The organism is Ochrobactrum sp. BTU2, assembly GCF_024539785.1.
GTDB lineage: Bacteria > Pseudomonadota > Alphaproteobacteria > Rhizobiales > Rhizobiaceae > Brucella > Brucella anthropi.
In genome coordinates, this window is record NZ_JAHWRG010000002.1 from 441616 (window position 1) to 463456 (window position 21841).

A 21841-nucleotide genomic window follows, 5' to 3' on the forward strand; every position below is an offset into this window, starting at 1 on the left:
AATCAAACCTTTACCGGTTTTGGAGGCCGCGATGTCAGAAGGCGGTGAAGGTCAGCGTCGTCAGTGAACGGATGATGTTGGGAATGTTGAGAACATTCTCGTTGATGAACTTGCCGATATCCTGATCCTCGGCAATGTAGATCTTGGCCAGAAGGTCGAATTCGCCGCTGGTGGAATAAAGCTCGGAGACGATTTCGCGCTGAAAGAGCGTATCGGCAACTTCGTAGGTCTTGCCGGGGGCGCACTGCAGTTGCAGGAAAACGGGCTTCATGTCTCTTCCTTTCGCGACGGGACTGCGTGGCGGATATCACAGCAGTGTTTGCAGGTTACAAACACGGACAGCCCGCCGAAATCAAGAGCGAAAGCATAGCGGATGGCGATGTTTGGCGCAGCAGGTTTGTCCTCCACGCATGGCTGGTTCACGCGGAGGTTTTAATTTACTCAATTGTAATTTTCTTGAGAGGGCGCAATAAGACTTCTCCCAGAAATTGTAATTTGCGCGTCCGATTTATATGAAATTTGTACTTCCCGCCGTTTTGCTGCTGTTCGCGTTCGCCTTTTTCTCGGCGTGGCTTTCCGATCGCGGTCGCCAGTTTCTGGTGTCCTGCGGCGCTTGTTTCCTGCTGATCGGCCTCGCAATGCTGGTCCAGCTTGGTGATTTCCCTTCGGACGACAATCTGAACACGGTGCTTTCCGCCGCATTTTATGTCGGAGGCACGCTGGTTGGCGGCTATGGCATTTTGCAGCGAAGCGGGCTGCGGCTTACATCTGCCTTCTACATATTGAGCTTTGCCCTCATCGTCGGCGGTGTCTGGTATTATTGCTATATTGAGCCCGATCTTCTGTCGCGGGTCTATGTGCTCAATCTGGGCATGGCCACGTTGATCCTTTCTTTCGCATGGCAGGCGCGGCGGCTGTTCAAGGGGCCGCTGGTGGACAAGCTGCTGCTGGTCATGCTCGTTCTGGTGGCATTGCAATTCGTGCCGCGCACGCTTCTGACCGCCCGCTCCCTGCTCGGCGATGTCGATGGCGACGATTTCGCAACGACTGTTTTCTGGCAATGGACGGTGTTTTCTACCGCTATCGCAGCGGTTGTCACCGGCTTCGCCTTGCTGGCCGCTGCCGGTTACGACCGTATCGGCGAACTGTCGCATGAACGTGACAGCGATCCCTTGACCGGGCTCCTCAACCGGCGCGGACTGGAAATGCGCTACGATGCGCTTTCACAGACGAAAAAGGGCGTGCCCGGCTGGGTTGCCGTTTGCGATATCGATTACTTCAAGGCGCTGAATGATGCCTATGGCCATGCGGCGGGCGACGCGGTTTTGAAGGAATTCGCTGGAATCCTGCGCAAACTCATCGGCGAACGGCCACTGATTGCGCGTACTGGCGGGGAGGAGTTCGTGATCTGTGTCGACGACATGCATGCCGATAATGTCTTCCAGCTTATGGAAGGCGTGCGGCAGAACATCGAGAGGCACCGGTTCCAGCGCCTCGCAAAGGAAGCCAGCGTCACATGCAGCATAGGCTGTGTCCGTCTGCCGGAGCAGGGTGATTTCTGGCAGGCGGTCGATAAGGCCGACAAAATCCTCTACGCCGCCAAGAAAGAAGGACGCAACCGCACCTATGTGGAAGGGTTGAACCCGAACAGCGACGGATAGTTCACAGAGCGGACGAATTTTGGGGATGGCGGTTTTTACGGGTGGCCTTCGATAACTTTCCGGTGATGATCCGCACATTGCCGCAAATCATGCTTATTATCGCCGCCGATAATGTGAGTACCGAGGAGTTCCCGAAAGTCCGATGAAATTCAAATCCCTTGTGTTGCCTGCGTCCGCTGTTGTTGGTCTCCTCTCGTTCGGCCCGGCGGTTTCTCCGTCTTTTGCAATGAATGCTTCCGAAAAGGCCCAGCTCGAGAAGCTCGATCCGGCAACCCGCCTTGAGCAACGTTGCGACGTGGAAGCAATGGAACGCATCACGCGGGAACAGAAGTTTTCGGTCGACAAGGTTCTGGCCTATGCCTTCTCCGATCCCGTGACCACGAAGAATTCGATCGAGGCCGATGGCGCTGCCTTCCGCAGCCGCGAGCACTGGTACAAGCTGTCCTTTGTCTGCAAGACGGATGAGGAACATATCAATATCGTTTCGTTTCGCTACGATATCGGCGATGAAGTGCCCCAGAACCAGTGGGACAAGCACTACCTCGTCCCATAACAGGGTCGTCTATTCTTCCGAGTCGTCCGAACGGCAGGCTGACAGCAGCGTCACTTCCTTGGCGGTGTGATCGGCTTCGAGATGGCTCAGCACAGCCTGACCGTCCTTGTCGCTCCAGCGGTAGCTGTCCTGCTCATCGATGGCGACATATTTCTTGAGACTGTCATGCCATTGCAGCGCGATCATCTTGCCTTCCGCATCGAGAACCGCAAAGCCGGGTGCGCTGCCATTGCGGATATAGGTAACAGGCACGACGACCCCACGTTCGCAGATGTAATCGACCCGCTCGATGGGGTTTGCATCCTGAGCCTGCGCCGAAACAGAAGGCGCGAAGAGCATTGCCGGGCCTGCTATAACCGCGAAAAGGGTGCAAATGGAACGCTTGCCATATGCCATGGTGAAAAATCCTCTGGTCAGCCAATCGATACAGGGAAAATAACTCTTCGGCGGCCCGGTTCAAGAGCGATCATATCGCGCGGTAAAGTTGCAACCCGACAGCAAAAATAATCAGCCTGCGACCGATTTCCTGCAACCGAAACAGGTTTCGCCCGTTATCAGCCTGCCGATCGCGAGATTGGCGGAGGCCCGGATGAATACTTGCCCCCCGCAACCCCAGTCTGGGCCTCACTTCCGAGGTTGGAAAGATTGTATCTGAAATTATTGGGATTGTTCGTACTCATAGCAGGCACTTATATCGGGTGAGCTTGATTTAGAAATTTATACTGAAGCCCGGTGATCCCATATGATGCTCAATCTGATCGTGGTTTTTGTTGTTGCCGGATTGCTCCTTCATTTTTTCAATTGGCGTAAGACCGGAATCGTTCTGATCGGCCTTGCGGCCATCTTTTACGGTGCAATTGCTTCGGCAATTCTTCCCGACACGCTGATGAGCCGCCTGCAATCGGCCTATTCATCGCAATTGCAGACGCAGCTTGAAGACAATACTGCCTTCATCGTCTTCGGTATGGGAACCCAGACAGTCGATGGCGACGGTCAGAAGGTGGTCGAACCACTTGCCTTCTCCTACGGGCCGATTTTGGCGGCGGTCGCCATGAACCGACAATGTGTCGAGAAGGGTTTTCGCTGCAAGTTCATCGCCAGCGGCGCCGATGTAGCCGGAACGGGTGTTTCCGAAGCCGCATCAATCGCCACGCAGCTGGAAAAGGCCGGTGTCGATCCCGCTTCCGTCCTGCTTGACGAGAAAAGCCGCAACAGCTGGCAGAACTCCAGGAATGTGGCAGCAATCCTGCGCGAGATCAGACCGGCGAAAGTTGTTCTGCTACAGGCTGCGCCGATGATGAAGCGCGATCTTCTTTATCTGGCACATTTTGGTGTGAAGCCTGAGCCGGTTGCGGCCGGTTATCTGACCGGGTCGCATACCAACATGTCTTCGCCGGGCCTGTCTTTCCTCATGACCGATCTGGCGCTTCACGAGGAGATCGGAGTCTGGCGCTATACGCTCTACAACTTCATGGGCTGGAATGAGCCGAAGCAGCCTCCGCTCCAACTGGGGCAGGCCACGAGCAGCCTCCCCACCCAAACTTCACCGGCTGCCGGACCGGTGTCGGCTCAATGAGTTAATGATACTATCACCGGCGTGTTTCGACACGCCGGTGGAAAAATTATCTCCGAATTCTCCGACAAAATGAGTAGATTTTTCGAAGTCGTTTCAAATAACGACCGGCTTGTGGCATCCTGTCTTCAAAGAGCTCTGATACTGTCTTGGCCAGTGAAACATGGAGGCGGTCATGAAGATATCGAGATTCTCGCTCACTTTGGCAGCATTGGTGGCTGCGGCTTCGCTGACCGGAACGGTTCAGGCAAGCTTTGCCGATCAGACACTTCTGAACGTGTCCTACGATCCGACGCGTGAACTTTACAAGGATTACAACGCCGCTTTTGCCGCCCACTGGAAGGCAGAAACCGGCGAAACCGTCACCATTCGCGCTTCCCATGGCGGGTCGGGCAAGCAGGCGCGCTCGGTGATCGATGGCATCAAGGCCGATGTGGTGACGCTGGCGCTTGAAAGCGATATCGATGCTATTGCCGCACTTTCAGGCAAGATCGACAAGGACTGGCGCAAGCGCCTGCCCAACAATTCGGCTCCCTATACGTCAACCATCGTCTTCCTTGTGCGCAAGGGCAATCCGAAGGGCATCAAGGACTGGGGCGATCTGGTGAAGGACGGCGTCGAGGTCATCACGCCGAACCCGAAGACCTCTGGCGGTGCCCGCTGGAACTATCTCGCCGCATGGGCCTGGGCCTACAAGCAATACGGTGGCGACGAGCAGAAGATCAAGGATTACATCGGTGAACTGTTCCGCCATGTGCCTGTGCTCGATACTGGTGCGCGTGGCTCGACAACCACTTTCGTGCAGCGTCAGCTCGGCGATGTGTTGCTTGCCTGGGAAAACGAAGCCTATCTCTCGGTGGCTGAATTTGGCGAGGATGCATTCGACATCGTCGTTCCGCCGCAATCCATTCTGGCTGAACCACCGGTCGCGGTGGTGGACAAGAATGCCGAGGAAAACGGCACCACCAAGCTGGCGCAGGCCTATCTTGAATATCTGTATTCGCCGGAAGGTCAGGCGCTTGCCGCCAAACATTTCTACCGTCCGTCGAAGCCTGACATCATCCCTGCCGACAAGCAGCGCAAGTTTCCGGACTTGACGCTGGTGACGATCGATGATCCGATTTTCGGTGGATGGGCCAAGGCACAGCCCTATCATTTTGGCGATGGAGGAACGTTCGACCAGCTCTACAAGCCGGGAAAATAATCCGGAGTTCGAGAGCAATCAGTAACAATAAGTACTGAAGAGGGAACAAACCAACGCATGTCTTCGCTCCCTGCACGGGCCAGAGCAGGGTCGCACTTCAGAAAGCCGAGCGTCATTCCCGGTTTCGGGCTGACGTTCGGCTTCAGTGTTGCCTATCTGACCCTTCTCATTCTCATTCCGCTTGCGGCATTGGTGCTGCGTTCCACCGAAGTCGGGTTTTCCGGCTTCTGGCGCCTCGTCACCGACGAGCGCACATTGAAAGCGCTTGAAACGAGCTTCGGCACCGCCTTCATCGCGGCGCTGGTCAATGTGGTCTTCGGCGTCATCCTCGCCTGGGTTCTGGTGCGTTATCGCTTTCCGGGGCGCCGCTTCGTTGATGCCATCGTCGATATTCCCTTTGCGCTGCCGACGGCAGTGGCCGGTATTGCGCTGGCCGCGATCTATGCGCCGAATGGCTGGATAGGCAGCCTGCTGGCTCCGTTCGGCATTCGCATCGCCTTTTCGCGGGCGGGCATTATCATTGCGCTGATCTTCATCGGTCTGCCGTTCGTGGTGCGCACGGTCCAGCCGATCATGGAGGAAATCAGCCGCGAGGTCGAAGAGGCGGCGGCAACGCTTGGCGCATCCCGGTTTCAGACCATCTGGCGGGTGCTGCTGCCGAGCCTGCAACCCGCCATCCTGACCGGCTTCGCGCTCGCCTTCGCACGCGGCGTCGGCGAATATGGCTCGGTGATCTTCATTGCGGGCAATACGCCTTATGTCTCGGAAATCGCGCCGCTTCTGATCGTGATCAAGCTGGAGGAATATGATTATGCCGGGGCGACGGCGCTCGCCACGGTGATGCTGGCGCTTTCCTTTGCGATGTTGCTTTTCATCAATCTCATCCAGTCGTGGACACGGAGGAAATATGGTCATGGCGAATGAACCTGTCTCTGCCGCTCCTCGCAACAGCCGAAGCGCTGTCACGGAAAGCCCGGCGACGCGCATCACGCTGATCGCTCTGGCGCTGGCATTTCTGGCCCTGTTCCTCATCCTGCCGGTGATAGCGGTTTTCGTGGAAGCCTTCCGCAAGGGGGCAGGCGAATATCTGGCGGCACTGGTCGAGCCGGATGCCTGGGCTGCGATAAGGCTCACCCTCATGGTGGCGGCCATTGCCGTGCCGCTCAATCTGGTCTTCGGCATTGCAGCTGCTTGGGCAATCGCGAAGTTCGAGTTCAAGGGCAAGGCGCTGCTGACGACGCTGATCGATCTGCCGTTTTCCGTGTCGCCGGTCATTTCCGGTCTTGTTTTCGTACTGCTTTTCTCAAGTCACAGCCTGCTTGGGCCGTGGCTGTCACGGCACGGCATCGAGATATTGTTCGCCGTTCCGGGCATCGTGCTGGCGACGGTGTTCGTCACGTTTCCCTTTGTCGCGCGCGAACTGATCCCGCTGATGCAGGAACAGGGAACCGGCGATGAAGAGGCGGCAATTTCGCTCGGCGCCAATGGCTGGCAGACGTTCCGCTATGTGACGCTGCCCAATATCAAATGGGGGCTGCTTTACGGTGTGCTGCTCTGCAATGCCCGTGCAATGGGCGAGTTCGGCGCTGTTTCCGTTGTCTCTGGACATATTCGCGGTCTCACCAATACGATGCCGCTGCATGTGGAAATCCTCTACAACGAATATAACTTCGTCGGTGCATTTGCGGTGGCGTCGCTGCTGGCTTTCCTGGCGTTGTTGACGCTTGCAATCAAGACGGCGCTGGAACTGCGCTATGGCGATGAACTGGCTGGCAGTGGAAACGGGCACTGACACCCAAACTGGCAATTAGCCGCTCGGCGGCAGAAATAAAGCATAGTCCTGCTATGGCAGACGGAAGGATTGGGAATGGAAGTTCGTGTTGCCGGTGTGCGTAAGGAGTTCGCTCGCTTCCCGGCGTTGCATAATGTCTCGCTGGATATTCGTTCCGGCGAGTTGATCGCTTTGCTGGGACCTTCCGGTTCGGGCAAGACCACGCTTTTGCGCCTGATTGCCGGGCTGGAAACGCCGACCGAAGGTACCATCTTCTTCGGCGACGAAGACGCCTCGCAGAAGAGCGTTCAGGAGCGCAATGTCGGCTTCGTCTTTCAGCATTATGCGTTGTTCCGTCATATGACGGTGGCGGACAATATCGGCTTCGGTCTGAAGGTGCGTCCAAGCGCGACACGTCCGTCGAGTGACGATATTCGCAACCGCGCGCTGGAATTGCTCGATCTCGTCCAGCTACAGGGACTGGAGAAGCGCTATCCGGCGCAGCTTTCCGGTGGTCAGCGCCAGCGCGTGGCGCTTGCCCGCGCCATGGCGATTGAACCGAAAGTCCTGCTTCTCGATGAACCGTTTGGCGCGCTTGATGCGCTGGTGCGCAAGGAACTGCGCCGTTGGCTGCGCGAGATTCACGACAAGACCGGCCATACGACCGTTTTCGTGACCCACGATCAGGACGAGGCGCTGGAGCTCGCCGACCGCGTGGTGGTGATGAGCCAGGGGCGTATCGAGCAGGTCGGTACGCCCGACGAAGTCTATGACAATCCGAATTCCCCCGGCGTCTATGGCTTCATCGGCGAGTCCAGCACGCTTCCGGTGCGGGTCGAAAAGGGCGAGATCTGGCTGGTGGATCGCAATATCGGCCTGACAGCCCAGGATGTGGCGGATGGTGACGCGCAGCTCTTCTTCCGTCCGCACGATGTTGAATTGCTGGACGGTTGCGGCGGCTGTATCGCAGGCACGGTGGTGGCGAGCCGTCGCTCGGGCGGCAAGCGGCGTGTCGAACTGGAAGTAGGCGGCGCACGTGAGCGGGTGGAGATCGAAATTCCAGCCGAACATCCGGCCGCGGAAAAGAGTCGCATCGCCTTTCGACCGCGTTACTGGAAGCTTTTTCCTGCCAGTGAAACCGGTTCCGGAACAGGTTCCTGATCGTCACTTTCCGGTGAAGTGAAATATGAGGCCCGGCAGATGCGCGGTGATTCCCGCAGACCTGTCGGGCTTTTCTCTATCGACGGGCGTGGTGGGGCCGCGCTGAAATTTTCTGACACGTTACCTGCGGTAGTATTATTTTTATTTTCAATATGTTAGGGTTGCAGGAAACGGGGTGTTCCATAACGCAACATTAATGGGCGGAAAGAATTGTGCGTTGCGATTCAAACGGTTTGAATATCAGCACATTGCGCCGTCGCATTTTGGCCAAATGCGGTCGACATTCAGGGAACCGATCACGGATACTGCCGTTTCCCTGAAATGAAAATTCGGAATAATGTCAGTATCCACCCGCCGCAGATAACTCATTTCCTTCGGAAAGGCTGTTAAGGCAGATGCCGGAATTGTCTTCTTCGCTCTCCAATTCAACCTCTACCGAGAATAAATCGCCGATGCAGAAACCTTCGATGGAACCCAAATCCAGCGAGCCCGATGCATCGGGCCGGATTCCGCCCGAACAACCTTCCCCCATCCGGGCCTTGTATAAAACCGAGGAAGAGCTTGGCGCGCTTGCCGCTGCCGTGGCGCGGGGCGAAGACATTCCGCTGCCGGGCTATATCGCCTTCCCGTTCGATCAGCGCCTTTCCGAAAACGGCAAGCTGATCCTGCATGCCTATCGCGCCTCCGATGCCGCATCGCGTGCGGGCGAGACCATCACGCCAGCCGCGCAATGGCTGCTCGACAATCATTACCAGATCGACAAGAACGTGCAGCAGGCCCGCCGCGACCTGCCACGCCGCTTCATCCGTCAGCTGCCGCTCTACAAGGCGCCGGTTGAGAAATATGAAGGCATGCCGCGCATTTTCGCGCTGGCCTGGCTTTATGTCGCCCATACGGACAGCAATTTCTCACTGAAGACGCTGACGGCCATCGTCAAGGGTTTCCAGACCGTGGAGCCCCTGAAGATCGGTGAGTTGTGGGCGCTGCCTTCTGCGGTGCGCTATTTCCTGATCGAGAATGCACGCCGTCTGGCGCTGCGCGTCGATCGCGCGCGCATCATGCGCAATCTCGCCAATACGGCCGCCGACCGCATCGTGGTTGCCACCGACGGTGCCGAACTGGATTCGGTTCTGGCGCAATATGCCGATGCCGCCCGCGACAGCACTTTCGCGACCCACCTTCTTTATCGCCTACGCTCGTCCTCGACCGACACCACGGCTGCTGCCAGCTGGCTGGAACGGATTCTGGAGCAGGAAGGCAGCAATCCGGAAGACGCCATCGTTGAGGAACATGCCCGCCAGTCCACCGGCGGCGTCACGATGGGCAACGTCATCCGCAGCCTGAAATCCATCGATGACGTGGACTGGGAGACCTGGTTCGAAACCGTCAACGAGGTTGATGCGATCCTGCGTGACCACAGCGATTTCGAACTTCTGGATTTCCGTTCCCGCAATGCCTATCGCGTGACCATCGAAAAGCTCGCCCGCTATTCGGACATGAGCGAAATCGACATCACATGGGCTGCGCTGAAACTGGCCGAAGACGGACATCGTGCGGAAAAGGCCGGTCATCCGGAAGCCGAGGGCAAGGGCGCAATCGCCTATTACCTGTCCGGCGAAGGGCGCAAGGAGCTGGAAAAGGTCTGTGGCTACAAGGCGCCGTTCGGCGTCAAGGCGCTGCGCTTCTATCGTGGTCTCGGTCTTTGGGGGCTGTTCATCCCGACGGCGATCTTCACGATCCTGATCCTTCTGCTCGTCAATTACTGCATGATCCGCGCCGGTCTTTCGACTGATCTGCGCACGCTGTTCACGCTTCTGGCGATCTTCCCGGCAATGGACGCGTCCTATTCGCTGTTCAATGCGCTGGTGCCGTGGTTTGTCCAGCCGACGCGGCTCATCGGTTTCGAATATAAGGAAGGCTTGCCGGAGGAGGCGCGCACGCTGGTCGCGGTGCCGACCTTCATCACCTCGCGTGATTCCATCGATGAGCAGATTCGCAATCTGGAAGTTCATTATCTCACCAATCCGCGTGGTGAAATCTACTTTGCGCTGGTCAGTGACTGGACCGATGCGAAGCAGGAAATCACCCCTGCGGATATGGAAATCTATGAATATGCGCGCGAGGAAATCGCCAAGCTCAACGAGCATTATACCGGCGACGACCAGCCACGCTTTTTCCTCATGCATCGCCGTCGCCTCTTCAACGAGAAGCAGAATTGCTGGATGGGCTGGGAGCGCAAGCGCGGCAAGCTGCACGAGCTGAACCTGCTGCTGCGCGGTGATCAGGATACGAGCTTTTTCCCGCCGGACGAACGTTTGCCGAAGGAAATCAAATATGTGATGACGCTGGACGCCGACACGCGTCTGACGCCGGAATCCGTCACGCATCTGGCCGGCAAGCTCAGCCATCCTCTGAACCGTCCGATCATCGACGAAAAGACCGGCAAGGTCGTGCGCGGTTACGGCATCCTCCAGCCGCGCGTCACGCCCTCGCTCACCACCGGTGACGAGGCGTCGTTCCTGCAGCGCGTCTTCTCGGTCAATCGCGGTATCGACCCTTACGTCTTCGCCGTGTCCGACACTTATCAGGACCTGCTCGGTGAAGGCACCTTCACCGGCAAGGGACTTTACGACATTGATGCCTTCGAGGCAGCGCTGAAGGGCCGCGTCCCTGAGAACACGCTGCTCAGCCACGATCTTCTCGAAGGCGGCTATGCCCGCGCGGCTCTGGTCAGCGATGTCGAAGTGGTCGAGGATTATCCGACCGGCTACAATGTCGACGTATCGCGTCATCATCGCTGGGCGCGTGGCGACTGGCAGCTTCTACCCTGGCTGTTTTCGACAAGCCGTGGCGTCAGCCACATCACGCGCTGGAAGATGGTCGACAACCTGCGCCGCTCGCTCAATCCGATCCTGTGGCTGATCGCAGCCGTCGTCGGCTGGAGCGTGCTGCCAATCGGGCCTGCTGCCGTCTGGCAGGGCTTCCTCATTCTCTCCATGTTCGTTGCGCCGACATTCGGCATTGTGACCAATCTCATTCCATCGAACATGGACTATTCGCTGAAAGGTCATGCGCAGTCGGTGCTGACTGACATCGCGCTCGGCACGGCCGATGTGGCGCTGCGCACTACCTTCATCGCCCATTCGGCGTTCCTGATGGCGGATGCGATTGTGCGTACCGTCTATCGCCTGTTCGTCTCGCATCGCAATCTTCTGGAATGGCGCACGGCTGCGCAGGCGAGAACCTCGCCCGATACGCTGCTGTTTTATTTCCAGCTGATGTGGCCGGCCATAGCCATTGCGGGTCTGGCGATCTTCATCCCGCTTGCTGCCCAAAGTCATGCGGCAATGATCGCGGCGCCGTTTGCCGTCATCTGGTTTGCCTCGCCGCTGATTGCATGGCTGGTCAGCCGTTCGGCAAAGCCGCAGGACACGCTGGAAGTGCTTTCTTCCGACAAGTCGGACCTGCGCCGCTATGCACGCCGGACCTGGCGTTATTTCGCCGAGTTCGCAAACGAGGAAAACCACCATCTGCCGCCGGACAACTTCCAGGAAGATCCGGCGCCGATTGTCGCGCAGCGCACGTCGCCGACCAATATCGGCGTCTATCTCCTGTCCGTCGTCGCCGCGCGCGATTTCGGCTGGATCGGCTTCGGTGAAACGCTGGACCGCGTTCAAGCCACTGTCGATACGCTTGAGAAGATGGAGAAGTATCAGGGCCATCTCTACAACTGGTACGAGACCAACACGCTGACGCCGATGCGCCCGCTTTATGTCTCTGCGGTGGATAGCGGCAACCTTGCCGGGCATCTGGTCACGCTGTCGTCGGCGCTGGAAGAATGGGCGGAAGCACCATCCGTCTACATGCAGGGCGACCTCGACGGTATTCTTGATGTCAACGACATCCTTGAAGAGACAATCGCGAGAATCCCGGATGATCGCCGGATTCTGCGTCCGCTGCGCCGCCTTCTGGAAGAGCGGATTGCCAATTTCCGCCGCGCCGTGATTTCCATCAAGGATGAGCCGGAAACGGCCTCCTTCCGCACCATCAACCTGTCGCTGTTTGCAACCGACATCGTTCGCCTGATGGACGAACTCGATGGCGAAATCGAAACCCCGGCAAGCGCTGAAGCCGTGGAATGGGCGCGCATTCTCGTCGATACCTGCAAGGCGCATACCGAGGATTCCATCGGCGAGCACGATACGGACGCGCTGCGTGAGCGTTTGCGCTATCTTGCTACCCGTTCGCGCCAGCTCGCATTCGATATGCAGTTCGGTTTCCTTGAACGGAAGGAACGCCGCCTTCTCTCCATCGGTTTCCGTGTGCAGGAAAACGAACTGGACGAAAGCTGCTACGATCTTCTGGCGTCCGAAGCGCGTCTGGCGAGCCTGTTCGCCATCGCCAAGGGCGACGTTCCGGTCGAACATTGGTTCAAGCTTGGCCGTCTTCTGGTGCCCGTGGGCTGGAAGGGCGCTCTGCTCTCCTGGTCCGGCTCGATGTTCGAATATCTGATGCCGCCGCTGGTCATGTCCGAGCCGCTCGGTTCGCTGCTTGACCAGACCAACAAGCTCGTGGTGCAGCGCCAGATCGATTATGCGACCTCGCGCGGTCTGCCATGGGGTATTTCGGAAGCGGCGTTCAATGCGCGCGATGCGCATATGAACTATCAGTATTCCAATTTCGGCGTGCCCAATCTGGGCCTGCAGCGCGGCCTGTCGCGCAATGCGGTTATCGCACCCTATGCGAGCCTGCTCGCCGCGCAGTATCAGCCCGCTGCCGCTGTCGCGAACCTGAAGCGCCTTGCCAAGCTTGGCGCGCTCGGACGCTATGGCTTCCACGATTCGGTGGACTTCACGCCGTCGCGTGTTCGCGAAGGCGAACTCTGTGCTGTGGTGAAGAACTACTACGCCCATCATCATGGCATGGCGATCATCGCGGTCAACAACGTGATCTTTGAAGGCCGGATGCGCGAGCGTTTCCACTCCGATCCGGTGATCGAGGCCGCCGAACTGCTCCTGCAGGAAAAGGCACCGCGCGAAATCCCGATGATCTACGCCAAGACGGAAAATCCGATGCGCGTGGATTCGGGTGGCTTCGACGATGCGCCGATGCGGATTGTCGACAAGCCGTTCAAGGCGCCGCGCACCACGCATATGATGTCGAACGGACAATATGCGCTGATGGTGACAGCAAACGGTTCAGGCTACAGCCGCTGGCACAATTGGGACATTACCCGCTTCCACGCCGATGCGTCGGAAGACCTTCAGGGCACGTTCCTGTTCCTGCGCGACATGGAAAGCGGATACTGGTGGTCGGCAACCGGCGAACCGGTCCGCAACCCGGAAGAGGAAACCAAGACGGTCTTCACCGAAGACAAGGCGGAATTCTACAAGACCGCCGGTGACATCAAGACCGTCATGGAAGTGATCGTGTCGTCGGAATCGGACGGCGAAGGCCGCAGGCTCGACATCATCAACACGTCCGCCCGCGACCGCATGATCGAGGTCACCTCCTATGCGGAACTGGTGCTGACCGACAGCGACAGCGATGCCGCCCATCCGGCCTTTGCCAAGATGTTCGTAGAGACCGAAATCTCCGATAACGGTTCGACCATCTATGCCAAGCGCCGCAAGCGCGCGCCGTCCGATCCGGATATCCACGTCGCGCATTTCGTGACCGATCTTTCCGGCTCGATCCGCGAAACGGAAGTCGAAACTGACCGCCGTGCCTTTGTCGGTCGTGGCCGCAGCTTGCGCGATGCGGCTGCCTTCGATCAGGGTGCCAAGTTCAACGGCAGCCAGGGTTGCGTGCTCGACCCGATCGCTTCGGTGCGTACACGTGTCCGCGTTCCGGCGCATAAAAAGGTGAGCCTCGTTTTCTGGACCTTCGCAGGCGGCAGCCGCGATGCGGTAGAACACGCCGTGGCGCTGCATCGGCATCCAGAAACCTTCGCCCGCGAATATTCGCTGTCATGGACCAGCTCGCAGGTGCAGCTCTACCATATCGGCATCAAGCCTGCCGAAGCTGCCGATTATCAGAAGGTCGCTGCCTATCTGCTCTATCCGGAGCGGACCCTGCGCCAGCCACCGGAAACCATCGCCAGCGGCCTCGGCAAGCAGTCCGACCTTTGGCCAATGTCGATTTCCGGCGACTATCCGATCTTCGCGCTGCGCATCGACAACGAAGCTGATCTCGACGTGTTGCGCGGCGTGCTGCGCGCGCAGGAATACTGGCGCTCGAAGGGCCTAACCGTCGATGTCGTGGCGGTCAACGAGCGTGCCTTCTCCTATGCGCAGGACACGCAGCGCGCCATCGACTGGATCGTGGAAGGTTTCCGCGCCCGTGGCGGTGGCCAGCCGCACATCTTCGCGGTGCGCCGCGACCAGATGAGCGACGAAAGCTACAACACGCTGCTCGCCTCGGCGCGCATCGTCATGCATGCGCAGAACGGCTCGCTGGCCGAGCAGCTTCGTCGCAGCGAGGAAATCACCGTCGATCTGGCGGCGCGCGATGCCAAGACTGCCATTGGCGGTCAGGCTTCGGCTCAGATGTCCGCTCAGGGGCTGGGTGCTGCGGGGCTTGCGCCTGTCGCCATCGAACGCGGGACGGAAGAACGCCGTCCTGTGGTCAAGCCTGTAGTAAACCGTCCTGCGCCGTCCGGGGACGATCTTCGTTTCTGGAATGGTTATGGCGGCTTTGCCGAGGACGGCGGCTATGTGGTGCGCGTCAACAACCGCACCAACACGCCGCATCCGTGGATCAATGTGATCGCCAATCCGAATTTCGGGTTCCATGTCTCGGCGGAAGGTTCGGCCTTCACCTGGGCAGGCAACAGCCGCGATTATCAGCTCACCCCATGGGCGAACGACCCGGTCACGAACCGTCCGGGCGAGGCGATCTATATCCTCGACCGTGAAACGGGCCGCACCTTTGCGCCGACGGCAAGTGTGCTGCGCGATGAGGCCGTGACCTATGAAGCGCGTCATGGCCACGGCTATTCGAGCTTCGGGGCACAGCATGGCGAACTGGCACTCGACCTCACCCACATCGTGGATGCGGACAAGCCGGTGCGCCTGTCACGCCTGACCGTCACCAATAACGGGCGTTCCAAGCGCAAGCTGCGCGTCTATGGCTATGTGGAATGGGTGCTGGGCAATGCCCGCTCCAAGAACGTGCCTTTCATTGTACCTTCGCAGGACGAGGAATTGGGCGCACTCTTTGCAGGCAATCCGTATCATCCGGACAAGTCCGGGCAGGTCGCTTTCTTTGCAGCAACCGAAAAGCCGCAATCCGTCACTGCCGACCGCAGCGAGTTCATCGGCACCACCGGTTCGGTGGACAAGCCGGAAGTCGTGCTGGCTGGCAAGGCGCTTTCGGGTACGGTCGAAGCAGGCCGCGATCCATGTGCGGCGCTCGCTCTTGATATCGAAGTGGGGCCGGGTGAAGCACGCGAGGTTGTCTTCCTGCTCGGCAATGCCGCCGATCAGAGACAGGCGAAGGCGCTGATCGCCGAAACCCGCAAGGTGTCGTTCGGTGACAAGCTTGCTGCTGCCAGACAGCAGTGGGAAGGCCTGTTCGACCGCGTTCAGGTGAAAACGCCAGACCCTGCTTTCGACCTTCTGGTCAATGGCTGGCTGCCCTATCAGGCGATTGCCTGCCGTATATGGGCCCGCGCTGCCTTCTATCAGGCAAGTGGTGCGTTCGGCTTCCGTGATCAGTTGCAGGACACGCTGTCGCTGCTTCTGATCGATCCGACGCTTGCCCGCGCGCAGATACTCAATGCGGCATCGCGCCAGTTCCCGGAAGGCGATGTGCAGCATTGGTGGCTGCCAGCGACCGGGGCGGGCGTCCGCACGCTGATCTCGGACGATGTTGTCTGGCTCGGCTATGGCGCTTCGCTTTATGTCGAGACGACGGGCGACCGCTCGATCCTCGATGAAAAGCTGCCATTCCTCGAAGGGCGCAAGCTGGAGGAGGGCGAACACGATGCCTTCTATCAGCCGGAAGTCTCCGAGCAGACGGCAAGCCTCTATGAGCATTGCGCCTTGGCGCTTGATCTTGCTGTCGAGCGAACCGGCAAGCACGGCCTGCCGCTGATCCTCGGCGGCGACTGGAACGACGGCATGAATCTCGTCGGCGTGAAGGGAGAGGGCGAGAGCGTGTGGCTCGGCTGGTTCCTCGCCTATACGCTCGGTAAATTCATCCCGATTGCTGAAGCGCGCAAGGACAAGAAGCGTGTCGATATCTGGAAAGCGCATCTGGAAAGCCTGACCGAAGCGCTCGACCGCGATGGTTGGGATGGCCAGTGGTATCGCCGTGGTTTCTACGACAATGGCGCGCCACTCGGCTCGAAGGACAGCGACGAGTGCCAGATCGATGCCATTGCGCAATCGTGGAGCGTGCTGTCCGGTGTTGCCGATCCGAAGCGCGCCGAACAGGCGATGGCTTCGCTCGAAAAATACCTGCTGGATGACGAAGGCGAATTGCTGCGTCTCTTCACGCCGCCTTTCGACGTCACCATTCAGGAGCCGGGTTATATCAAGGGCTATCCACCGGGTGTTCGTGAGAATGGCGGCCAGTACACCCATGGCGCGACCTGGGCCATCATGGCGCTCGCCCGCATGGGCAAGACGGCTGAAGCATGGCGTCTGTTCTCGCTCATCAGCCCGGTCAGCCATGGCCGCAACCCGGACATATACCGCGTCGAGCCTTATGTGATCGCAGCCGACATCTATTCCGTCGAGCCGCGTCGCGGACAGGGCGGCTGGACCTGGTACACCGGTTCCGCCGGCTGGTTCTACCGCGTTGCGACGGAGGGTATCCTCGGCGTCACAAAACGCGGCGACCGCCTGCATCTCGACCCGGCCTTGCCACCGGAATGGGATGGTTATGAAGCCGAGCTCCGCTTCGGCGAAGCGCTCTACCGCGTGAAGGTCGTGGTAGGTGCCCCCAGTGCCAAGGACAAGGTGGTGAAGCTCAACGGTCGCAAGGTCGGCAAGCCGGAAGAGGGTGTGCCGATCAAGCCGGACGGAGAACACGAAATCGTCGTAGAGCTTCCCAAACAGAAGTGAACCGATTAAAAAGGCGGGTGAAAACCCGCCTTTTGTACGACTCGGCGAAGTAAAGCCGGATGTTTGTGCTATCGGAAACATGCTTTTTCTGGAGGCCGTCATGGCCAAGACTGATATTGCGCGCCGCGTCTACAATCACGCATGGAAGCTCGATCCCATCGTCCGCAGCCTTCTGGATACGGACTTCTACAAGCTTCTGATGCTGCAGATGATTTGGGGCCTTTACCCCAAGGTGGACGCAACCTTCTCGCTCATCAACCGCACGACGTCGGTGCGCCTTGCCGATGAGATCGATGAGGGCGAATTGCGTGCGCAGCTCGACCATGCCCGCACGCTGCGCTTCTCCAAGAAGGAAATGATCTGGCTGGCGGGTAACAGTTTCTATGGCCGCAAGCAGATTTTCCAACCCGAGTTCCTGAACTGGCTGCACGATTTCCAGCTTCCGGAATATGATCTGCGCCGCAAGGACGGCCAGTACGAGCTGCATTTCCATGGACCGTGGTCGCACACGACCATGTGGGAAATTCCCGCACTTGCCATCATCAACGAGCTGCGTTCGCGCGCGGCGATGAAGAACCTTGGACCGTTTTCGCTCGATGTGCTTTATGCGCGCGCCAAGGCGAAGATGTGGAGCAAGGTTGAACGCCTGCGCCAGCTGCCGGGGCTGAAGATTTCCGACTTCGGCACGCGCCGCCGCCATTCCTTCCTGTGGCAGCGCTGGTGCGTCGAAGCGCTGAAGGAAGGCATCGGCGATGCCTTCACCGGCACCAGCAATGTGCTTCTGGCCATGGATACCGATCTTGAAGCACTTGGCACCAATGCGCATGAATTGCCGATGGTGCTGGCAGCTCTTGCCAAGAATGACGAGGAACTGCGCTCAGCCCCCTATCGCGTGCTGCAGGACTGGAACCGTTACTATGGCGGCAATCTTCTGATCGTTCTGCCCGATGCTTTCGGCACGGCTGCCTTCCTGCGCAATGCGCCGGACTGGGTTGCCGACTGGACCGGCTTCCGCCCCGACAGTGCCCCGCCCATCGAAGGCGGCGAGCGCATCATCGAATGGTGGAAGTCACGCGGCAAGGACCCGCGCGAAAAGCTGCTGATCTTTTCCGACGCGCTCGATGTGGATACGATCGAGGAGACTTACCGTCACTTCGAAGGGCGTGTGCGTATGAGCTTCGGCTGGGGCACCAACCTCACCAATGATTTTGCAGGTTGCGCTCCGAAGGAAATCGAAGGGCTGAATGCCATCTCGCTGGTCTGCAAGGTGACGGATGCCAACGGCCATCCTGCGGTCAAGCTTTCCGACAATCCGCAAAAGGCGACCGGCGATCCTAAGGAAGTGGCGCGTTATCTCAAGTTCTTTGGAAATGAGGAGCGGGTGGAGCAGCTCGTCCGCGTGTAACGAGCTGCAACGAGCGATTAAAGCGCGTTTCGATCTGACTGGATCAGATCGGCGCCCTAATCTTTTGTTTTGACGCACATCTTATCCGAAAACCGTTTCACACTTTTCGGGATGCGCTCTATTCCATCAACCGTGCGGTGCCGGAAACGCGGATAGAGCCGCCGCGCTCATTGCCGATCTGGGCGCGCAGATGTGACGGACTGCCCATATCCTCGCCCTGAAAGACTTCGATCTCGCCGCCATGCGGCCAGCCGCTATCACGCAGATAGGCGGCAAAGGCCGCCGTGGCCGCGCCAGTCGCCGGGTCTTCATAAACTCCGCCGGAGGCAAACGGGTTGCGGCTGTGGAAGCGCTTCGGCGTCTCGGAATAGATGAGCAGGATCGTCGTCCAGCCTTGCCGCTTCATCAGGATGCGCCCGCGCGCCATGTCGTAATGCATCGAAGCCAGCTTTTCGCGTGAACGAAGCGGAAGCACGATATGATCCGCCCCGGCATGGATCAGGGCGGGTGCCAGACCGGGTGCCAGATCATCCTGTTCGAAACTGAACAGTGCCAGCGCCTGTTCCACTTCCGCATCATTGGCGGCACGCTGGCGCGTCGGCGGCGATTGCAGGCTGGCCGCAAACAGCTCGCCTTCCTTGCGGCCTTCGACGCTGATATCGCCATTGTTGAGCTTGAGTGCGAAACGTCCATCGCCCATGCGCATGGCCAACGCAGCGCCGAGAGCAATGGTAGCGTGACCGCAGAACGGCACTTCCATTTCCGGTGCAAAATAGCGAACGCGCCAGCTATCGTCCTCCGGTGCAGCAAAGGCGGTTTCGGAAAAGCCCACATCCTTTGCAATTTTCTGCATATCTTGCGGGGAGGGGAGGCGATCGGCGATCAACACTCCAGCGGGATTGCCGCCCTGATTGCCTTGCGAAAAGGCAGCAATGCGCAACACGTCCATGGTTTCTCCTCGCCAGTCTGATTCGTGTCCCGCCCACCCCTATAAAAGGCGTGAAATGTGGCTGGTCAAGCAGTCTGTCGGCTAGCGGAAACTATCAACAGCATAGGTCGTTCCATCTCATCCGACAGTGCCGGCCATGCCGCGATCTGCTCTGGCGATGGATGCCATTCCTCCAGCCGGTTGATGGCAAATCCGGCCTCAATCAGCGCATTGACGGAGGTGCTGAGGCGGCGGTGATATTTAATGACACCCTCTGTCAGCCAATCGGTTCGCCTTTCACCTTCCACTGCATAATGATCGACCGGCCAGCGCTTCTGGCCGTTGCCTTCCTCGATCCAGCCCGGCGTAAGCGGCGCCATGAAGATCGGATGCTCGATCGTGAAAACAAAGCGACCTTCTGGCCGCAAAGCTGCATGGATCGCTTTCAAAAGACGCGGGAAGTCGCGGATATAGTGAAAGGCCAAAGAACTGTAGACGAGATCGAAGCTTGCTTCTGGAAGTTCCAGCCCTTCCATGTCGGCCTGAATGTAGCGAACGGCGTCATCCTGTGTGTCGTGGCGCGCACGTTCGAGCATGTTCTCCGAAAGATCGTAGCCGGTGAGGGAGGCAGCTCCCTGTTCGCGGGCAAAGCGGCAAAACCAGCCGAAACCGCAACCAAGATCGGCAACGTCACGGCCGGTCAGATCAGGCAAAAGCGAACGGACAATTGGCCATTCAGGCGCGCCTTCCAGCCCATGCACGGAACGTGGCAACTGGCTGTAAGCGGCGAAGAAGTCGTCGCGATCATAAATATTCTGGGCCATGGTCTATCGTTCGGTCAGTGCGAGTTTTGCCCCGAGTGCGACGAAGGCGGCAGCAAAGCTGCGGCGCATCCATGCAAGCACAGCGGGGCGCGAGATGATCTGGTTACGGACGGCGGCTGCGAACACACCGTAGAACGCAAACACCACGAATGTCATCGCCATGAAGACGAGAGACAGTTCCACCATGCGGGCAACCGTCCCGCCCTGTTGCGTATTTACGAATTGCGGCAGGAAGGCAAAGAAGAATATCGACAGTTTGGGGTTCAGCAGATTGACCAGAATTGCCGACCAGATGACCTCACGGTCCGAACGCGGCGCGTCGTTGGTTTCGATCTTCAGTGTGCCATGCTCCTTGAGCGTCATCCACGCCATATAGAGCAGATAGGCAACGCCTGCATATTTGATGACCTCGAAAGCAAGTGCGCTGGTATGGAGCAGAGCTGCCAGCCCTGTCACGGCAGCCAGCATATGCGGCACGATGCCGAGCGTGCAGCCGAGCGCGGCAATGACCGAGGCCCGTGCGCCACGGGACAGCCCTGCCGCAAGCGTTACCAGCACGCCAGTGCCGGGGGAGGCGACAATGATGAAGGATGTCAGCAGAAATTCGATGCTCATGATGTTCTGGACTCCTGTTCGGACCTTGTCGGAAAAGGTCGACGCAGGCCGGACGCATCATGTCACGGCTTTGCCTTGCGTCAATCCTTCATCTCATGCGCCCATGGCGGGTTTGCACCTGCACGCGAGACGGTGACGGCAGCAGCCCGGACCCCGAGCGCGACAGCGGAATGAATCTGGTCTTCAGTCAGTTCGGCAAGCGCGTCCTTGTCGAGAAGGCCCTGATTGTGAAGGCTGGCGAGAATGCCCGCATTGACCGTGTCGCCGGCGCCAACGGTGTCAATCACGTCCACTTTCACACCCGGCACGCGCACGGTTGCCTTGGTCGTATAGGCGTCAGCGCCATGCGCGCCCTTGGTAATGACCACCAGTTTCGGTCCGAGCTTCAGCCATTCGGCTGCGATTTCGTCGTGGCTGCCCTTTTCGCCAAACCAGGCGAGATCTTCGTCTGAAAGTTTCACGATATCGGCGAGCGCGATCATGCGCTTCATGCGCGCCAGATGTTTTTCGCGGTTGGTGATGAAGCCAGCACGAATATTCGGGTCGAGGAACATGACCCGCCTTGGTGCCTCACGCGTCATCAGCGCTTCATAGACGCTGCCGCACGGTTCGGAAATCAGGCTGATGCAGCCGAACAGCATGGCGTCGATGGCATCATCGACATAGGGCATGTCGCTCTCGGCCAGCATGCGGCCAGCAGTATTTTCATCATAGAAGGCGTAACGCGCCTGCCCATCGACCAGACGCACGAAAGCCAGTGTCGTTGGTCGATCCGAGATTGCGGCAAAGGAATAATCGACATTGGATCGCGCCAGATTATCGCGCAGTACCTCGCCAAAAAAATCCGACGAAATGCCTGAAAAGAAACCGGTCGGGACTTCGAGGCGTCCAAGCGCGATGGCCGTGTTGAAGACGGAGCCACCTGCGAAAGGCTGGAACGCGGTTTCCCCCGTTGCGGTTTCGCGTGGCAGCATGTCGATCAGGGATTCACCGCAGCAAAGGATCATGAAGGCACAACTCAGTTGTTAAATCGATTGAAACAGACATAACCACAAAAGCGCGAAGAATTTCAATC

At 58.6% G+C, this 21841-nt stretch carries 15 protein-coding genes; 9 read left to right on the forward strand and 6 right to left on the reverse strand.

The features are described from left to right. Positions 1-34: 34 nt before the first annotated feature. The gene (locus KWJ32_RS06810; RefSeq protein ID WP_010657951.1) at positions 35-271 is read right to left on the reverse strand and encodes an Lrp/AsnC ligand binding domain-containing protein; all 237 of its coding nucleotides are present in this window, start codon (positions 269-271) and stop codon (positions 35-37) included. Positions 272-512: 241 nt separating this feature from the next. Between KWJ32_RS06810 and KWJ32_RS06815 the strand changes: the two genes are divergently transcribed. Together KWJ32_RS06815 and KWJ32_RS06820 are read left to right on the forward strand one after the other, a co-directional pair. Continuing rightward, positions 513-1661, forward strand: a complete 1149-nt coding sequence (locus tag KWJ32_RS06815; protein ID WP_011982336.1) for a diguanylate cyclase — start codon at positions 513-515, stop codon at positions 1659-1661. A gap of 226 nt (positions 1662-1887) precedes the next feature. Next, complete coding sequence (locus KWJ32_RS06820) at positions 1888-2214, forward strand: DUF930 domain-containing protein (RefSeq protein WP_226622520.1); 327 nt, start codon at positions 1888-1890, stop codon at positions 2212-2214. A gap of 9 nt (positions 2215-2223) precedes the next feature. On the opposite strand, the gene KWJ32_RS06825 is transcribed toward KWJ32_RS06820, so the two are convergent. Continuing rightward, entirely contained in the window at positions 2224-2610 is a 387-nt protein-coding gene (locus KWJ32_RS06825; protein ID WP_010657954.1) for a hypothetical protein, read from the reverse strand. A 346-nt stretch (positions 2611-2956) separates the two neighbouring features. On the opposite strand from KWJ32_RS06825, the gene KWJ32_RS06830 reads away from it, so the two are divergent. The 7 genes from KWJ32_RS06830 (at position 2957) to pncB (ending at position 18399) form a co-directional block, all read left to right on the forward strand. After that, positions 2957-3790: a YdcF family protein gene (locus KWJ32_RS06830; RefSeq protein WP_151609712.1), complete on the forward strand. Its 834-nt coding sequence runs from the start codon at positions 2957-2959 to the stop codon at positions 3788-3790. A gap of 172 nt (positions 3791-3962) precedes the next feature. Continuing rightward, positions 3963-4991 carry a sulfate ABC transporter substrate-binding protein gene (locus KWJ32_RS06835; protein WP_010657956.1) on the forward strand — a complete coding sequence of 343 codons (1029 nt, stop codon included), beginning with the start codon at positions 3963-3965 and terminating at the stop codon, positions 4989-4991. Between the two features lie 57 nt (positions 4992-5048). Beyond that, entirely contained in the window at positions 5049-5915 is an 867-nt protein-coding gene (cysT, locus tag KWJ32_RS06840; RefSeq protein ID WP_010657957.1) for a sulfate ABC transporter permease subunit CysT, read from the forward strand. Then, complete coding sequence (gene cysW / locus KWJ32_RS06845; RefSeq protein WP_010657958.1) at positions 5905-6783, forward strand: sulfate ABC transporter permease subunit CysW; 879 nt, start codon at positions 5905-5907, stop codon at positions 6781-6783. Before cysT ends, cysW begins: the two co-directional genes overlap by 11 nt. Positions 6784-6858: 75 nt before the next feature. Continuing rightward, positions 6859-7923: a sulfate/molybdate ABC transporter ATP-binding protein gene (locus KWJ32_RS06850; RefSeq protein ID WP_011982340.1), complete on the forward strand. Its 1065-nt coding sequence runs from the start codon at positions 6859-6861 to the stop codon at positions 7921-7923. Between the two features lie 395 nt (positions 7924-8318). After that, positions 8319-16994 carry a glucoamylase family protein gene (locus KWJ32_RS06855; protein ID WP_256885953.1) on the forward strand — a complete coding sequence of 2892 codons (8676 nt, stop codon included), beginning with the start codon at positions 8319-8321 and terminating at the stop codon, positions 16992-16994. Between the two features lie 100 nt (positions 16995-17094). Next, positions 17095-18399 (forward strand): nicotinate phosphoribosyltransferase, encoded by a 1305-nt coding sequence (gene pncB, locus KWJ32_RS06860; RefSeq protein WP_010657961.1) that lies wholly within the window; start codon positions 17095-17097, stop codon positions 18397-18399. A gap of 118 nt (positions 18400-18517) precedes the next feature. On the opposite strand, the gene KWJ32_RS06865 is transcribed toward pncB, so the two are convergent. From KWJ32_RS06865 to KWJ32_RS06880, 4 genes are all read right to left on the reverse strand, one after another. After that, a complete protein-coding gene (locus KWJ32_RS06865; RefSeq protein ID WP_011982342.1) occupies positions 18518-19348 on the reverse strand; it encodes a PhzF family phenazine biosynthesis protein in 831 nt (276 codons plus the stop codon). Positions 19349-19413: 65 nt separating this feature from the next. Beyond that, complete coding sequence (locus KWJ32_RS06870; protein ID WP_011982343.1) at positions 19414-20151, reverse strand: class I SAM-dependent methyltransferase; 738 nt, start codon at positions 20149-20151, stop codon at positions 19414-19416. Positions 20152-20154: 3 nt separating this feature from the next. Then, positions 20155-20766 carry a LysE family translocator gene (locus tag KWJ32_RS06875; RefSeq protein ID WP_010657964.1) on the reverse strand — a complete coding sequence of 204 codons (612 nt, stop codon included), beginning with the start codon at positions 20764-20766 and terminating at the stop codon, positions 20155-20157. Positions 20767-20846: 80 nt separating this feature from the next. Continuing rightward, positions 20847-21773, reverse strand: a complete 927-nt coding sequence (locus KWJ32_RS06880; RefSeq protein ID WP_011982344.1) for a carbohydrate kinase — start codon at positions 21771-21773, stop codon at positions 20847-20849. Positions 21774-21841: the final 68 nt, after the last annotated feature.

What these genes read in the sequence shown, in the direction of transcription:
- KWJ32_RS06810 (WP_010657951.1), bottom strand. Translation starts at nt 271, where the DNA reads ATGAAGCCCGTTTTCCTGCAACTGCAGTGCGCCCCCGGCAAGACCTAC.
- KWJ32_RS06815 (WP_011982336.1), top strand. Translation starts at nt 513, where the DNA reads ATGAAATTTGTACTTCCCGCCGTTTTGCTGCTGTTCGCGTTCGCCTTT.
- KWJ32_RS06820 (WP_226622520.1), top strand. Translation starts at nt 1,888, where the DNA reads ATGAATGCTTCCGAAAAGGCCCAGCTCGAGAAGCTCGATCCGGCAACC.
- KWJ32_RS06825 (WP_010657954.1), bottom strand. Translation starts at nt 2,610, where the DNA reads ATGGCATATGGCAAGCGTTCCATTTGCACCCTTTTCGCGGTTATAGCA.
- KWJ32_RS06830 (WP_151609712.1), top strand. Translation starts at nt 2,957, where the DNA reads ATGATGCTCAATCTGATCGTGGTTTTTGTTGTTGCCGGATTGCTCCTT.
- KWJ32_RS06835 (WP_010657956.1), top strand. Translation starts at nt 3,963, where the DNA reads ATGAAGATATCGAGATTCTCGCTCACTTTGGCAGCATTGGTGGCTGCG.
- cysT (WP_010657957.1), top strand. Translation starts at nt 5,049, where the DNA reads ATGTCTTCGCTCCCTGCACGGGCCAGAGCAGGGTCGCACTTCAGAAAG.
- cysW (WP_010657958.1), top strand. Translation starts at nt 5,905, where the DNA reads ATGGCGAATGAACCTGTCTCTGCCGCTCCTCGCAACAGCCGAAGCGCT.
- KWJ32_RS06850 (WP_011982340.1), top strand. Translation starts at nt 6,859, where the DNA reads ATGGAAGTTCGTGTTGCCGGTGTGCGTAAGGAGTTCGCTCGCTTCCCG.
- KWJ32_RS06855 (WP_256885953.1), top strand. Translation starts at nt 8,319, where the DNA reads ATGCCGGAATTGTCTTCTTCGCTCTCCAATTCAACCTCTACCGAGAAT.
- pncB (WP_010657961.1), top strand. Translation starts at nt 17,095, where the DNA reads ATGGCCAAGACTGATATTGCGCGCCGCGTCTACAATCACGCATGGAAG.
- KWJ32_RS06865 (WP_011982342.1), bottom strand. Translation starts at nt 19,348, where the DNA reads ATGGACGTGTTGCGCATTGCTGCCTTTTCGCAAGGCAATCAGGGCGGC.
- KWJ32_RS06870 (WP_011982343.1), bottom strand. Translation starts at nt 20,151, where the DNA reads ATGGCCCAGAATATTTATGATCGCGACGACTTCTTCGCCGCTTACAGC.
- KWJ32_RS06875 (WP_010657964.1), bottom strand. Translation starts at nt 20,766, where the DNA reads ATGAGCATCGAATTTCTGCTGACATCCTTCATCATTGTCGCCTCCCCC.
- KWJ32_RS06880 (WP_011982344.1), bottom strand. Translation starts at nt 21,773, where the DNA reads ATGATCCTTTGCTGCGGTGAATCCCTGATCGACATGCTGCCACGCGAA.